This is a genomic window from Tindallia californiensis (genome assembly GCF_900107405.1).
In the GTDB taxonomy this organism is placed as follows: Bacteria; Bacillota; Clostridia; order Peptostreptococcales; family Tindalliaceae; genus Tindallia; species Tindallia californiensis.
In genome coordinates this window covers 193,766-209,734 of the sequence record NZ_FNPV01000005.1, presented here as the reverse complement: position 1 = coordinate 209,734, position 15,969 = coordinate 193,766, and the positions used below count along the sequence as shown (strand labels likewise).

Sequence of the window (15,969 nt, the reverse complement as noted above, 5' to 3'; positions counted from 1 at the left end):
TTTCGTTTTCATTTGAGCTCTTTATACTTAGATTGGAGGATTAAGGATTGAAAAGAAAAGATTTTGAAAACCAAATAAATCTTCTATTACAAAAATACCTAGTGACTGATGAAATCAAGTTAATAGATGTAGAATTTGTTAAAGAAGGGCCTAATCACTATTTACGCGTTTTTATTGATAAAAAAGAAGGCGTAACTATTGATGACTGTGAAAAAATAAGCAAATTTTTAGATGATCACCTAGATGATTATGATAAAGACATAGACGCTTCTTATTACCTGGAAGTTTCATCACCAGGATTAGATAGACCAATGAAAACGAAAGAAGATTATTTGCGAAATATTGGTGACGTTATTGAAATTAAGTTTTATCAAGCAATAAATGGACAAAAACAGCTTACAGGAATACTTAAAGAATATTGCGATGAGGGACTAATTTTAGTTTTGGATGATGATAGTGAGCTGTCTATTAAACATGATCAAATAGCACTGGCTAAATTAGCCATTGTAATATAGGGGGCATTAAAGATGAACACGGAGTTTATCGAAGCATTAGAGCAAATTCAACAAGACAAAGGAATTTCTAAAGAAGTTTTAATAGAAGCTATTGAAGCGGCTTTGATTTCTAGTTACAAGCGTAACTTTGGATCTTCTCATAATGTACGAGTTGAAGTTCATAGAGAAACAGGTGAAGTCCATGTATATGGACAAAAACAAGTTGTTGCCGAAGTAGAAGATGAAAACACCGAAATATCTGTTGAAGAGGCAAAAGTTATTAATACCAAATTTCAAAGCGGGGATATTTTGGAAAGAGAAGTGACGCCAAGAGATTTTGGCCGCATTGCAGCACAAACGGCAAAACAAGTTGTTGTCCAAAGAATCAGAGAAGCAGAACGTGGCGTTGTGTTTGATGAATATGCAAATCGTGAATCTGATATTATATCTGGATCAGTTGCTAGAATAGCACGAGGCACAGTTTATATTAATTTAGGGAAAGCAGAAGCTATGCTAGCAAGCAGTGAACAAATGCCGGTAGAATCTTATAATCCTGGCGATCGGATAAAGACCTATATTGTTGAGGTTAAACAAACAACAAAAGGCCCACAGATTCTCGTTTCTAGAACCCATCCAGGCTTAATCAAAAGATTGTTCGAGCTAGAAGTACCAGAAATTCATGATGGAGTTGTTGAAATTAAGAGTATTTCAAGAGAAGCTGGATATCGAACTAAAATTGCTGTTGATACAAACGATCCCAATGTGGATCCAGTGGGTGCGTGCGTTGGACAAAAAGGAGTTCGTGTCCAAGCTATTGTAAATGAGCTTAAGGGTGAAAAAATTGATATTATAAGATACAGTGAAAATCCTGTGGACTATATTACAAGTTCCCTAAGTCCTGCAAAGGTTACTGAAGCGAAGGTGGATGAAGGAAGCAAATCAGCAAAGGTTGTTGTGCCAGATTATCAATTGTCTCTTGCTATTGGAAAAGAAGGCCAAAATGCACGGTTGGCGGCGAAGTTAACTGGCTGGAAAATAGATATAAAGAGTGAAAGTCAAGTTGAGGATGCAAGTGGAATCAAAGTAGAGTCTGTTTTTTCTCCTGAGCCTGATAAAGGTGAAGTATTGAATGTAGACGAATAAAATTTCTTGTTTGGAGGGGTGAAGATGAAAAACAAGAGAATACCTTTGAGAAAATGCATAGGCTGTTTAGAAATGAAGCCTAAAAATGAACTAATTAGAATTGTTTGTACTAAAGATGGCATTATTAGTTTAGATGAAACTGGTAAAGCTCATGGACGCGGCTCTTATATTTGTTCATCAATTGAATGCTTTGATAAAGCAAAAAAACAAAAGGGTTTCAACCGATCCTTTGGTAAAGAAATACCTAACCAAGTATACGATTACTTAAAGTCAAAGCTTGGCAATGGTGAAACCTTATGAATGAACACAAAATGATAACGATGCTTGGCTTTGCTTCTAAATCTCGAAATATTGTGTCGGGTGAAACAGGATGTCGCATTGCGCTAGAGAAAAAAAAGGCGAAGTTACTTATTATAGCAGAAGATGCAACGAATGGTACTAAGGTACTTTTTGAAAGAATATCTGCACAACAAGGGATACCGTATATATTCTTTGGAACCAAGGTGGAGTTGGGAAGAGCTATTGGAAAAAGTGCGCGTTCAACAATAGTAATAAATGACGATGGTATGGCTGACAGCATCACAAGAATGGTTAAATACGAACCACAGAGTAAATAATCTGGAGGTGAAGGATTTGTCAAAAATGAGGGTGTATCAATTAGCAAAAGAGTTGAAAATAGAAAACAAGGAACTCATTAGTAAATTGCAAGATCTTAATATTAAAGTAAGTAGTCATATGAGTACTATTGAAGAAGAAGATGCTGCTTTAGTCATTGAACTTCTAACTGATGAAAGTAGTGACAAGTCTCCTGATGAAGAGAGAGAAAATCAAACAAATCCAAATAAAAATAATTCTATTGAATCCAATTCAAATTCTGTAGTTGGGAATGACAAAGAAAGACTAAAAAAAGAATCTAATGACAAGGCTTCTAATGAAGATGCTAAAAAAAGATTAGATTCTCAAAAAAAAGGAAGCGATACTATCGAAATTGGTGAAAAAATAATTGTCAAAGATTTTGCAGAGAAATTAAATAAAAATCCAAATGAAATAATTATGAAATTGATTCAAAAGGGCGTTATGGCTGCGATTAATCAAGAAATAGATTTTGATTCAGCCCATGATATTGCTTCTGAGTATGAAGTTGAGCTGCTGAAAATAGAGGAGAAAAAAGTTGTAGATGATGTCGCTGATGTCATTATTGAAGCAGATAATGTGAAAGATCTAAAACCAAGACCACCTGTTGTTACAGTCATGGGGCATGTAGATCATGGAAAAACTTCTTTGCTGGATGCTATTAGAAAAACAAAAGTTACTGAGAGAGAAGCAGGTGGAATTACCCAACATATTGGAGCTTCTGAAATTTTAATTGATAAAAAGCGAATTGTTTTTTTAGATACCCCAGGTCATGAAGCTTTTACGGCCATGAGAGCTAGAGGTGCTAAAGTTACCGATATAGCCATATTAGTGGTTGCGGCTGATGATGGAGTTATGCCTCAAACATTAGAGGCCATTAATCATGCAAAAGCTGCTCAGGTACCAATTATCGTTGCTATTAACAAGATTGATAAACCAGGTTCTAATCCAGATCGAGTAAAGCAGGAGTTAGCTGATCAAGGTGTTCTTATCGAAGAATATGGTGGAGATGTAATATGTGTACCAGTTTCTGCCCTTCATGGTGAAAATATAGATGGGTTACTAGAAATGATACTCTTGGTAGCGGAAATGGAAGAACTAAAAGCTAATCCAAATAGAAAAGCTACAGGTATCGTCGTTGAAGCAAAACTTGACAAAGGAAGAGGTGCTGTTGCTACTGTTTTAGTACAAAATGGAACCTTGAAAATCGGAGATTCTGTAGTTATTGGAAATACGTGCGGGCGTATTCGTGCGATGATAAATGACAAAGGTAAAAATGTTAAAGTTGCTAAGCCTTCAACCGCTATTGAAATTACTGGTTTATCTGATGTTCCGGATGCTGGAGACCAAATGATAGCTGTTGATAATGATCGTACAGCTCGGGAAATTGTAGAGAATCGAAAGAATAAAATTAAAGAAGAACAGCTGAAAGCAAGTCAAAAGATATCCTTAGATGCCCTTTATCAACAAATGCAAGATGGACAGTTAAAAGAATTGAACATAATTCTAAAAGCAGATGTGCATGGTTCAGTTGAAGCTGTAAAGCAATCATTAAATAAGCTGACTAATGAGAAAGTTGCCATTAAAACGATTCATGGTGGGGTTGGTGCAATAACTGAAACGGATGTCATGCTTGCCTCTGCTTCTAATGCCATTATCATTGGATTTAATGTCAGGCCAACAGCAAATGCCACTGCCTTAGCAAAAAAAGAAGATGTGGATATTAGACCTTACAGAATTATTTATAATGCTATTGAAGATATTGAAGCAGCGATGAAAGGGATGTTAGATCCTGTTTATAAAGAAGAAGAATTAGGGAAAGCTGAAGTAAGAGTGGTCTTTAAGGTTCCTGGAAGTGGCATGGTTGCTGGTTGCTATGTAATAGAAGGGAAGATTCTCAGAAATGCACAGATTAGATTAGTTCGTGACGGAATTGTCATACATGATGGAACAATTCAATCATTAAAGAGGTTTAAGGACGATGTAAAAGAAGTAGCTACAGGCTATGAATGTGGAATTGGAATAGAAAACTTTAATGACATAAAAGAGAGTGATATCATTGAGGCCTACCACATGAAAGAATTAAAACAAACATAGTATAAATTTTATGAATGATAGAAAGGATGAGGCATATGTCCTATCCGCGTGTGAATAGAGTAAACGAAGAGTATAAAAAAGCGATTAGTTCCTTGTTGCGTACAGAGCTAAAAGACCCTAGAATTTCAAAGATGACCAGTGTGGTGTCGGTTGATGTTACTAGAGATTTAAGTTATGCATATGTTTATGTAAGTGTTTTGGGGACAAAATCAGAAAAAGAAGAGACAATCAAAGGGTTAGAAAAATCAGCGGGGTATGTTCGTCGAGCAATGGCTAAGAAAATATCATTAAGACATACTCCTGAAGTAATTTTCAAGTTAGATGAATCGATTGAGTACGGTGTAAATATGTCTCAGAAAATTGATCAGTTAAATCATGAAAAATTCAAGAATGAAAATGCCGACGGATTTGATAAGGAAGATTTTGATGAATAGCAAATGGGTTCAAACATTTGGCAATCTGTTAAAATGTTCTCAGGTTGCCTTAGTAACACATGTTTTTCCTGATGGAGATGCTTATGGCTCGTTACTAGGATTGAAAAACATATTAGAGCAGCATGGAGTTGAGGTTTTTGCTTATGTAGAAGATAAAAATAGCAATGGTAAATTTTCTTTTTTACCGGGATATGAGACTCTAATTACATTTGATTCAAATACTGATAGACAATTTCCGATGGCCGTTGTTCTTGACTGTGGTGAAAAAAAAAGAGTCGCTGGAGGAAACTGGATTTTTGAACATGCAACTAAAATAATCAATATAGATCATCATATTAGCAACTCTTTTTTTGGGCATGATAATATTGTATCAGAAAAATTTTCTTCTACGTGTGAATTGATTTGGTATTTAGCAAAACGATTTACTGAATTAATAACCAATGAATCAGCTACTTGCTTGATTACCGGCATCATGACCGATACCGGTAATTTTCTTTACGATAATACCAGTGCCCAAACTTTCCGTGCTTCCGCAGATCTAATAGATAAAAATGCAGATATAAAAACAGTTAAGTTTAATTTATTCCACAGCAAGTCACTTTCGAATATTCGTCTGTTAGGATATGCGATTCAAAACCTGCAAATTATATTAGGTGGAAAAGTTGCTTTTCTAAATTTAGACAAATATACGATGGATCAGTTTAATGTTTCTTATGAAGATTTAGATGACTTTGTTGCTTTTATAAGAGATATTGAAGGTGTTGAAGTTGCCATTTTGTTGAAAGAAACGAAAAACAAGCAAATTAAAATTAGCTTAAGATCAAAATCGTATTTTGACGTCAATAAATTTGCGCAGGAATTTAATGGTGGTGGTCATAAAAAAGCAGCAGGAGCCTTAAGCAATGAGAATATGGAAAGTACTGAAAAATTAGTGATTGATTTGCTTAAAAACTATTTTTAGGAGCCTATCGCAATGAATGGAATTCTTAATATCCTCAAATCACCTGGTATGACTTCGCATGATGTTGTTAGCTGTATCAGGAAAATAACTGGAATAAAAAGAGTAGGACATGCCGGCACCTTGGATCCTGAAGCTGCCGGAGTACTTCCTATATGTGTTGGACCATCTACAAGATTAATTCAATACCTTGATCATCAAAAAAAAATGTACCGTGCCGAGATGTGTTTAGGAGTAGAAACAGATACCCAAGACTTAACAGGAGAAATAATAAATACCAATTCGATGATTCCTTCGGAAGAAAAAATTAAAAATGCAATACACTCTTTTCTTGGTGAATACGATCAAATACCGCCTATGTATTCAGCTATAAAGCAAAATGGGAAAAAGCTGTATGAACTAGCGCGTGAGGGGAAAATTGTAGAAAGAAAGGTTAAAAAGAAGCACATATTCTCTATTGATTGGATATCTTTTCATGATAATAAAGTTTTATTCGATATTGTGTGTTCCGAAGGTACTTATATTAGAACTTTTTGTCACGATGTTGGTCAACGTTTAGGATGTGGCGCTTCCATGTCATTTTTACTAAGAAAAGAATCTTGTCGGTTGAAATTGTGTTCTGCACATACGATGGAAGAGATTACACAAGCAAATGATTTGTCGACTATGTGTACATCATTGGAAGAGGTTCTGGATCATCTTCCGGCATTAAATATAGATGCATCACAGGAGCAACGAGTGAAAAATGGAAATTCAATTCCGGTTAACTATATCCACAATCATGGAACAAGTGATATGATTAACACTTATGAAAATAATTATTATAGATTATACTTTCTAAATAAATTCCATGGCATTGGCTACTTTGATCACATAGCTGATTTGTTAAAATTCAAGTTAAATTTTAAAGATAGTATTAAATAGTTTGTGAGGTTACATATTTTTTATCAATTGTATGCAGAACTAGAAATATTAATAGGGAGAAAGTGATTATGAGAGTAATTGAAGATTATCATCAAGTATTAAACGATTTCAGCCCCAAAGGAGTAGCTCTGGGAAATTTTGATGGTATTCATCGTGGACATCAATCGCTATTAAAAATTTTGAAAAACGAATGTGCAAAAAGAAATCTCCTTCCTACTGTATATACTTTTCAAAATCATCCTGGAACGATTCTAAAAAGTTGCAATAGATCCGTATATCCATACAAGATTACGCCGATAAACCTTAAAGAGAAAATTATGGATAAGCTTGGTGTTGATTTGCTTTTTCTAGATAAGTTCACACAAGACTTAATGCATTTATCACCTTCCGAATTTGCTAAGACAATTCTCGTGGATCGATTAAAAGCTAAACTGATTGTAGTTGGTGAAGATTTTCGCTTTGGATATCAAGCATCAGGAGACGTTGACTTATTGAGCAGGTTAGGCGAAATTCTAGGATTTCATGTTATTATTGCTCCACCTGTGCTTGAAAAAGATATTAAAATTAGCAGTTCTCTTATTCGAGATAGCATTGAAAAAGGGGATATTGAACTGGCGAATCAATTGTTAGGTCGTCCATTTATGATGTTAAACCGGGTGGAAAAAGGTTTTGGTCGTGGGAAGAAAATGGGATTCCCTACTGCGAACTTAGTATTAGAACCCTATCAGCTTATTCCGTCAGAAGGCGTGTATGCAACGCAAGTTAAGGTTGATAATACGGTATATATGGGCGCAACATCTGTAGGTAAGAACCCGACATTTAATGCCCACGAGGTTACTATTGAAACGTATATTATTGATTCACGGCTTATGCTTTATGAAAAAAATATAGAATTGTATTTTCACACGAAAATAAGAAGTCAAATTAGCTACGACAATATAAATGCTCTTAAAAATCAGATCCTTGAAGATGTTTATAACATAAAGAACTATTTACAAAATAAAACTACTATGATACTATAAATTAGATAGGAACCTATTCTCGGTAAAACGACTCTCCGACGTTTACTTAGAATAAGGGGATTACGATTAGAGGAGGTGAAGAATTATGGAAGCCAGCAAGAAAAAAACTATCATTGAAAACTTTAAGCTACATGAAAGCGATACTGGTTCGCCAGAAGTTCAAGTGGCACTTATGACTGACAGAATCAATCATTTGAATGAGCATCTTAAAATTCATAAAAAAGATTTCCACTCGAGAAGAGGACTTCTGAAAATGGTAGGTAAACGTCGTAATTTGCTTAACTATCTTAAGAAAAAGGATATTGCAAAATACCGTGAATTAATCGAAAAACTTGGTTTGAGAAAATAATCAAAAGATAAGAGCGGGATTTTCCCGCTCTTATCTTCTATAGAGAGTGTTGAATGATTCTGCTTATAAACATTTGAAAGGAGGAATACCATCTTATGATTCATACCTTTAAAACCGAATTAAACGGAAGAACTTTGTCTGTAGAAATAGGGAAAGTTGCTTTGCTTTCTGGTGGTAGTTGCATGGTTACTTATGGCGAGACGGTTGTACTTGTAACAGCAAATCGCTCATCAAAACCAAAAGAAAATATAGACTTTTTCCCCTTAACGGTTGACTTTGAAGAGAAGTTGTATGCAGCTGGAAAAATACCGGGAGGGTTTATTAAACGAGAAGGAAGACCTTCGGAGAAAGCGATCTTATCCTGCAGACTTATTGATCGAACAATTAGACCATTGTTTCCAGAAGGGTATCATCACGATGTGCAAATTATTGCCACAGTATTGTCTATGGATAATGATTGTGTGCCAGATATTGTAGCTATGATTGGAGCTTCTATTGCTCTTACGATTTCGGATATACCTTTTATGGGTCCAATAGCAGGTGTTTACGTTGGTTGCGTTGATGGTGAATTCGTCATTAACCCTACGAGTCAACAAAGAGAAAAAAGCACACTGAGCTTAGCTGTATCTGGAACCGAAGATGCTATTATGATGATAGAAGCTGGTGCAAATGAATTAACAGAGCAGCAAGTGCTTGATGCCATTTTATTTGGACATACAGAAATTAAGCGATTGATAAGCTTTATTAATGAAATTCAACAAGTGGCAGGTAAAAATAAGCAAGAGGTTGCCTTAGCAGTCCCTGAAACAAAACTTGAAAACGAAGTTCGTCAATTTTCAACTGAAAAATTAATAGAAGCTTTGAAGATCAAAGATAAACTTGAAAGAATTGAAAATTTAGATCTGGTACAAGAAACGGTTGTTGAGACGTTTAAAGAAACGCACGAAGAAGAAATACTTGCTGTTAAAAATATATTGAAAAAAATTGTTAAAGAAGAAATGCGTCGAATCGTCATAACAGAAAGGAAACGAATAGACAATAGAGCTACCGATGAAGTACGCCAAATAAATTGTGAAGTTGGAATTTTACCTAAAACTCATGGCTCTGGATTATTCACTAGGGGAGAAACTCAAGTTTTAACAGTTACAACACTAGGAGCACTAGGCGATGTACAGATTATTGATGGATTAGGAGAAGAAGAATCTAAAAGATATATGCATCAGTATAATTTTCCTCCGTTTAGTACAGGGGAAGCTAGATTTATGAGAGGTCCAAGCAGAAGGGATATAGGACACGGAGCGTTGGCCGAAAGAGCTTTAGAGCCGATGATTCCTAGCATGGAGGAATTTCCTTATACAATAAGGTTAGTTTCTGAGTGTTTGGCTTCTAATGGTTCTACGTCTCAAGCAAGTGTTTGTGGCAGCACACTTTCTATGCTTGATGCGGGTGTTCCGATTAAAAAAATGGTTGCGGGAATTGCAATGGGCCTAATTAAAGAGGATGAAAAAGTTGCGATTTTAACAGACATTTTAGGTATGGAAGACTTTTTAGGAGATATGGACTTCAAAGTAGCTGGAACTGAAGATGGAATAACCGCTATTCAAATGGATATTAAGATTAGTGGTATTAATAGAGAAATTCTTGAAAATGCACTCGAACAAGCTCGCGTAGGTAGACTTCATATTTTAAGTAAGATGAAAGAAGTAATTAGTGAACCTCGGCCTGAATTATCTCCATATGCTCCACGAATTATGAAAATGAGTATACATCCAGATAAAATTCGTGAAGTGATAGGGGCTGGTGGGAAAGTAATCAATAAAATTATCGATGATACAGGTGTGAAAATAGATATAGAAAACGATGGTACTATCTATATCGCTGCTGAGTCTCAAGATGCTGGGCAGAAAGCGTGGGATATTATCAGTGATATTATTAAAGAACCAGAGGTAGGCGAAATATATAGTGCGAGAGTTGTAAAAATAACTAATTTTGGAGCTTTTGTAGAATTCATGCCAGGAAAAGAAGGCTTAATTCATATTTCTAACCTATCGCATAATCGTGTAAATAAAGTAGAAGATGTTCTGAAAGTCGGACAAGAATTAGATGTAAAAGTAATCGAAATTGACAGTCAAGGAAAAATAAGTTTGTCGCATAAAGCAACGCTAAAACCACCAGTTCAAGATGATAAAAAAGATAAGCATAATAGTACACGCACTTTTGACAATAAGCAAACGAAATAAAAAATATACGACAATAAGAGCATAAACCGCCTTCAGGTTTATGTTTTTATTTCGTTGTGTTAAAATTTATTTTAGCGAACAGTTGTAAATTTAAAGGAGATCCAAATGATAGAACAATACAAATTAGGCAATGGTCTTCGAATTGTTACAGAAAAGATGGATCATGTAAAATCAGTGACAATTGGTGTTTGGGTAAAATCTGGAGTTGTAAATGAAAACCGTGATCAAAATGGAATTGCTCACTTTGTTGAACACATGCTCTTCAAAGGAACCCATAATAGATCGGCACGCCAAATAGCAGAAGAGATTGATCGAGTAGGTGGACAAATCAACGCATATACCAGCCGTGAGTATACATGTTACTATATTAAGATTTTAGATGAACATGTGTTGCTAGCCATTGATATACTAATGGATATGTTGTTTTTTTCTGTGTTTGATGAATCTGAAATAGAGAAAGAAAAAATGGTTATATTTGAAGAAATTAATATGTATGAAGATTCACCAGAAGACCTTACTCATGATCTTTTAGTCGAAACAATGCTATCTAATCATACACTAGGGCTTCCGATTCTGGGTACTATCGAGTCGGTTGATTCTTTGAATTCTCAGAAACTAAAATCGTATATGAGTCGAGTATACCACCCGAGCAGAATGGTCATATCCATTGCGGGGAACTTTGATAATCAAATGGTATTAAAGAATATAGAAGATCATTTAGGTAGATGGAACACTGCAATAGATACAATTACAGAACCCAATGATCTCAAGACGCTGACTTTTGGTAATTGGACTCGGTATAAAGAAATAGAACAAAGTCATATATGTATTGGAGTTCGAGGAGTTTCATTAGGATCTGATGATCTGTATGATCTTTTGCTTGTTAATAATACTTTTGGAGCAAGTATGAGCTCGCGACTTTTTCAATCCATAAGAGAAGAAAAAGGATTAACTTATGATATTTACTCATACTTACAAAACTATTCCGATGTTGGTTTAATAAATATTTACTTTAGTGTTAATCCAGAGCAAATTTCCATAGTGAAATCTCACGTTTTAAAAGAAATTAATAAACTAAGAAAAAGAGGATTAACGCATAACGAGTTTATAGATGCAAAAGCTCAGTTAAAAGGTAGTTGTATTATTGGAATGGAAAGTACTAGCAGTCGAATGGCTATGCTGGGTAAATCGGAACTAATGCTTAATGAAATTGAGACACAAGAGGATGTCCTTAACAAAATAAATAGCATCAGTTATTGCGGGATTCACGAAGCGATAGAAAGATACTTTAACTACAATGAAATGGCAAGTGTCATTGTGGGTAAAGATATGTGATTTAGATAGTCATAGATCGACCTCTTCCACAAACAAGGAGGTGCATGATAATGAGCAAACGCTCTAATAAAAAAAACAGCACTCGAAACCTAGCACTTCTTTCTTCGGAATTACAAGGTATTCTGATGATTTCAGGATCACTGTTGCTAACGGTTTCTCTTCATTTTGATGCTGTCGGTGTTTTAGGCCATTTTTTTAGCAGTATATTTAAGGGGTTATTTGGCTGGTTTTCTTATATAATTTCATATCTGTTCATTTCATATTCGATCTTACATCTTTTGAGAAGCAAACTAGATAAGCGATATTTTCAGAAGTTTTTTTTCATCGCAGTTATTGTCTCGTATGCGATGATGATAATAGCAACTTTAGACCAAACAGTGCTTTCGTTTGTGAGCAATTTGAATTTTACTGAGTTTATTACCTCATCATATTATGCTGGCCTAGAAGAACAACCTGTCGGTCTTGTTCCTTCTATTTTTCATTATTGGACAATTCCTTTGCTTGGAATTTCAGGTTCGCTTATACTTTGGACTACAATAGCTCTCGTTTTCATCATTATGATTTACCCTAACAGTGTAAGTCGATTAGTGGGATGTCTGTATACATGGATAAAAAACATATGTAAAAAAAGAAAAAAGACTACAAAAACCATTACAAAAGAACCAAAGAATTGCAAAAAAAACATCAACAATATTAAAGCAGATGATAAAATTAATGAGATTCAGGTCGAGGTGTTTAGTGAAAATTCGATCGACTCAAATCAATTAATGAAAAAAGCGGATCTTACAACAATAGATCAATGCAATGATGAAAATAGTAATGATGAGGAAAGTAAAAAGAAACTTTGCGGCAAAAGATTTATGTTACCAAATTTAGAACTCTTAAAAACTAAACCTGTACAACGCAACAAAACTGACCGGAAAAAAGTTACTGAGAAGGCAAAGATGCTAGAAACGGTGTTGGGGAGCTTTGGCGTAGAAGCGAAGGTCACATATGTTAATAAAGGGCCCACTATTACGCGATATGAACTACAACCAAGCAAAGGTGTAAAGGTGAGTAAAATTGTAAATTTAAGTGATGACATTGCATTAAATCTTGCTGCCTCCTCTATTAGAATTGAGGCACCTATACCAGGAAAAGCTGCAATTGGAATTGAAATACCCAATGAAGAGACATCTTTGGTTTCTCTTGAAGAAATATTGAATAGTGATAAGTATAAAAATTCACAAGCATCTATTCCTTTTGCTATAGGTAAAAACGTATCAGGCGATCCTGTTATTTTTGATATTGCAACAGCTCCCCATATGCTGATTGCTGGAGCTACAGGATCAGGAAAATCTGTATGTATCAATACGCTTATACTGAGCATTCTATTTAAGCAAAGTCCTGAAAAAACCAAACTTTTAATGATTGATCCTAAGGTTGTTGAATTAAACATCTATAATGGAATTCCTCATTTAATGATCCCTGTTGTCACAGACCCTCAAAAAGCAACTGGAGCTTTACGATGGGTAGTAACGGAAATGGAAACAAGATATCAAAAATTTGCTGAAACAGGCACTAGGGATATAACGAGTTATAATGAAAATAGTCTTATGGAACAGATTCCTCACATAGTAGTTATTATTGATGAGTTGGCAGATTTAATGCTTGTAGCTGCCAAAGAAGTAGAAGACCATATATGTAGATTAGCACAAATGGCTCGAGCAGCAGGGATTCACTTAATCATTGCTACTCAAAGACCTTCCGTAGATGTCATTACTGGCATTATTAAAGCGAATATACCTACAAGATTAGCTTTTTCTGTTGCATCACAAATAGACTCAAGAACAATCTTGGATGTAAGCGGTGCAGAGAAACTGCTAGGTAAAGGAGACATGCTATTTCATCCAATAGGGTCGAATAAGCCTATACGTATTCAAGGCGCTTTAGTTACTGAAGAAGAAGTACGCAGTGTTGTTAATTATTTGAAATCTCAATGCGAAGAACCATCATACGAAACCGATATAATAGAAAAAATAGAATCTATTCCATCAAAATCAGATGGGGCTTCAACGGACTTATTATTTAATGATGCTTTAACCCTAGCCTATGAACAACAGCAAATTTCTATTTCTCATTTGCAACGCAAATTCAAAATTGGCTATAACAGAGCTGCGAGGCTAATAGATGAAATGGAAAGTAAAGGCTATGTAGGTCCAAGTGAAGGAACAAAACCAAGAAAAGTGATTCATGGAACACATGAAATTCCAGAGCAGGATCATGGAGGGTAGTATTTTAAGAGGATCTAATCATACTAATCTTAAAATAATGATATAAAATCACAACGTCTACACCTCAAAAGTATGCATATGAATTGGATAGTACATATGATACAATAGAATAGGTGTTGGAACTATTGCATTAAGTCTATAGAATGAAAGAAGGACATTTTAAAATGAATAATAAGATTTATTTTGAATCATTAGGTTGTTCTAAAAATTTAATTGATGCAGAAGTGATGATGGAATTATTGATTCAGCATAACTTTTCGATAACTGATCAAATCGAAGAGGCTAAAATTGCCGTTATTAACACTTGCGGCTTTATCGAAAGTGCAAAAGAAGAGTCGATTCAACATATCTTATCGGCAGCTACGCATAAAGAGGGAAAGTTAGCAAAACTGATTGTTACGGGATGCTTAGCTGAACGGTATCAAAGTGAATTACTTCGAGAAATGCCTGAAATTGATGCGCTACTAGGTACTGGTCGCTATGAAGAAATAGTTGAATTGGTAAAAGGTCCTGTGAACTCGCAGGAAAAGGTTCGTGCAGGGAATATTAGTAATCCTTATAACGAAAAAATTGGTCGTTTTCGTACAACTCCTGATTACATGGCATATGTAAAGATTGCTGAAGGCTGTGATAATCATTGTACTTACTGTATCATTCCTAAAATACGTGGAAAGTATCGAAGTAGAAAGATGGCAGATATAGTAAAGGAAGTCCAGCAGCTGGTTGATTCTGGAGTAAAAGAAATCGTCTTAATAGCACAAGATACAACGGCATACGGTATAGATTTATATAACGACTTTAAGTTGCCTGAACTACTTGAAAAGCTTAATAAAATCGAAAATTTACAATGGATACGCATATTATATTGCTACCCTGAAAGAATTACCAGTGCCTTGATAGATGTTATTAAAAACAGCGATAAGGTGTGTAAATATCTTGATATTCCACTTCAACATTCAGAGGACAGTGTTTTGAAATGCATGAATAGATCTGTCAGGAAAAGTGAAATATATTCCCTTATTCAAAAATTGCGTCACGAAGTTAAAGGTATCGCTTTAAGAACGACTCTTATTGTAGGGTTTCCAGGCGAAAAAAGTAGTGATTTTGAGCAATTGAAAAATTTTATTTATGAAATGAAATTTGATAAACTTGGCGTATTTAGTTATTCGCAAGAGGAAGGAACAGCGGCAGCTGCTATGGATAACCAAATACCAGACAATATAAAAGAAGAACGAAAAAACGAAATAATGAAGATACAACAAGATATTTCTGCAGAATTATTGAAAATGAAAGTGGGTAGTGTCATAAAAGTTCTTATTGAAGAGAAGCTGACTGATGAAAATGAATCGTTAGAGTATATCGGTAGATCAGAGTACGATGCTCCTGAAATAGATGGTAGTGTGTATGTTACTAGTAGCCATGAAATAGAAATTGGTAGTATTATTGATGTGAGAATAAATGGAGCACTAGAATACGATCTGATGGGAGAGGCGCTAAATGAAACTTAATCTAGCGAATAGATTGACTATCTTAAGAATTTTTATGATACCTGTCTTTATGATTTTTCTATTAAATAAAATACCATATGGTGTTCCAATTGCAGCGTTCATATTTATATTGGCAGCATTGACGGATACACTGGACGGCTATATAGCAAGAAAACGAAATCAAGTAACAACGCTAGGTAAATTTATCGATCCTTTAGCCGACAAACTGCTAGTTTCAGCAGCACTCATATCCCTTGTTCAAATGGGAGAGTTATCAGCTTGGGTAGTAGTTATAATTATCTCCAGAGAATTTACTATAAGTATTTTAAGAGCTGTTGCTGCTTCCGAAGGGATTGTTATAGAAGCTAGTTGGTGGGGAAAAGCCAAAACAATTACGCAGATTATTGCTATTATTGCTATTTTAATAAATAATTTTCCATTTTCGTATATTGGCTTTCCGTTTGATCAAATAATGGTATTGTTAGCGGTAGTATTTACGATTATCTCAGGCGTAGATTATTTGAAGTTAAATATGCATATATTAACGAAAGAATAACTAAACTAATGATAGAAAAGGTGG

Annotated in this window: 15 protein-coding genes; all 15 read left to right on the top strand. The window is 34.9% G+C overall.

Annotated elements, in window-relative coordinates:
* Positions 1-47: 47 nt before the first annotated feature.
* The 15 genes from BLV55_RS08570 (at position 48) to pgsA (ending at position 15,945) form a co-directional block, all read left to right on the top strand.
* A complete protein-coding gene (locus BLV55_RS08570) occupies positions 48-515 on the top strand; it encodes a ribosome maturation factor RimP (RefSeq protein ID WP_093313355.1) in 468 nt (155 codons plus the stop codon).
* A 12-nt stretch (positions 516-527) separates the two neighbouring features.
* Positions 528-1,637 carry a transcription termination factor NusA gene (gene nusA, locus BLV55_RS08565; protein ID WP_093313353.1) on the top strand — a complete coding sequence of 370 codons (1,110 nt, stop codon included), beginning with the start codon at positions 528-530 and terminating at the stop codon, positions 1,635-1,637.
* 24 nt (positions 1,638-1,661) lie between these two features.
* The gene (gene rnpM, locus BLV55_RS08560) at positions 1,662-1,937 is read left to right on the top strand and encodes an RNase P modulator RnpM (RefSeq protein WP_093313351.1); all 276 of its coding nucleotides are present in this window, start codon (positions 1,662-1,664) and stop codon (positions 1,935-1,937) included.
* The gene (locus BLV55_RS08555; protein ID WP_093313349.1) at positions 1,934-2,254 is read left to right on the top strand and encodes a L7Ae/L30e/S12e/Gadd45 family ribosomal protein; all 321 of its coding nucleotides are present in this window, start codon (positions 1,934-1,936) and stop codon (positions 2,252-2,254) included. Before rnpM ends, BLV55_RS08555 begins: the two co-directional genes overlap by 4 nt.
* A 25-nt stretch (positions 2,255-2,279) precedes the next feature.
* Positions 2,280-4,367, top strand: coding sequence for a translation initiation factor IF-2 (infB, locus tag BLV55_RS08550; protein WP_330386601.1), 2,088 nt, complete (start codon positions 2,280-2,282; stop codon positions 4,365-4,367).
* Between the two features lie 35 nt (positions 4,368-4,402).
* Positions 4,403-4,801 carry a 30S ribosome-binding factor RbfA gene (gene rbfA, locus BLV55_RS08545; RefSeq protein WP_093313347.1) on the top strand — a complete coding sequence of 133 codons (399 nt, stop codon included), beginning with the start codon at positions 4,403-4,405 and terminating at the stop codon, positions 4,799-4,801.
* Positions 4,794-5,762, top strand: a complete 969-nt coding sequence (locus tag BLV55_RS08540; protein WP_176968334.1) for a DHH family phosphoesterase — start codon at positions 4,794-4,796, stop codon at positions 5,760-5,762. The genes rbfA and BLV55_RS08540 overlap by 8 nt, the downstream gene beginning before the upstream one ends.
* Positions 5,763-5,774: 12 nt before the next feature.
* Positions 5,775-6,683: a tRNA pseudouridine(55) synthase TruB gene (truB, locus tag BLV55_RS08535; RefSeq protein ID WP_093313343.1), complete on the top strand. Its 909-nt coding sequence runs from the start codon at positions 5,775-5,777 to the stop codon at positions 6,681-6,683.
* Between the two features lie 68 nt (positions 6,684-6,751).
* A complete protein-coding gene (locus BLV55_RS08530; protein ID WP_093313341.1) occupies positions 6,752-7,705 on the top strand; it encodes a bifunctional riboflavin kinase/FAD synthetase in 954 nt (317 codons plus the stop codon).
* Between the two features lie 85 nt (positions 7,706-7,790).
* Positions 7,791-8,054, top strand: a complete 264-nt coding sequence (gene rpsO, locus BLV55_RS08525) for a 30S ribosomal protein S15 (RefSeq protein WP_093313339.1) — start codon at positions 7,791-7,793, stop codon at positions 8,052-8,054.
* 95 nt (positions 8,055-8,149) lie between these two features.
* Positions 8,150-10,294: a polyribonucleotide nucleotidyltransferase gene (locus BLV55_RS08520; RefSeq protein WP_093313337.1), complete on the top strand. Its 2,145-nt coding sequence runs from the start codon at positions 8,150-8,152 to the stop codon at positions 10,292-10,294.
* 105 nt (positions 10,295-10,399) lie between these two features.
* A complete protein-coding gene (locus BLV55_RS08515; RefSeq protein WP_093313335.1) occupies positions 10,400-11,629 on the top strand; it encodes a M16 family metallopeptidase in 1,230 nt (409 codons plus the stop codon).
* Positions 11,630-11,679: 50 nt separating this feature from the next.
* Positions 11,680-13,902, top strand: a complete 2,223-nt coding sequence (locus BLV55_RS08510; protein WP_093313333.1) for an FtsK/SpoIIIE family DNA translocase — start codon at positions 11,680-11,682, stop codon at positions 13,900-13,902.
* Positions 13,903-14,066: 164 nt separating this feature from the next.
* A complete protein-coding gene (rimO, locus tag BLV55_RS08505; RefSeq protein ID WP_093313331.1) occupies positions 14,067-15,410 on the top strand; it encodes a 30S ribosomal protein S12 methylthiotransferase RimO in 1,344 nt (447 codons plus the stop codon).
* Positions 15,400-15,945 (top strand): CDP-diacylglycerol--glycerol-3-phosphate 3-phosphatidyltransferase, encoded by a 546-nt coding sequence (pgsA, locus tag BLV55_RS08500; protein ID WP_093313329.1) that lies wholly within the window; start codon positions 15,400-15,402, stop codon positions 15,943-15,945. Before rimO ends, pgsA begins: the two co-directional genes overlap by 11 nt.
* The last annotated feature ends 24 nt before the right edge of the window (positions 15,946-15,969 follow it).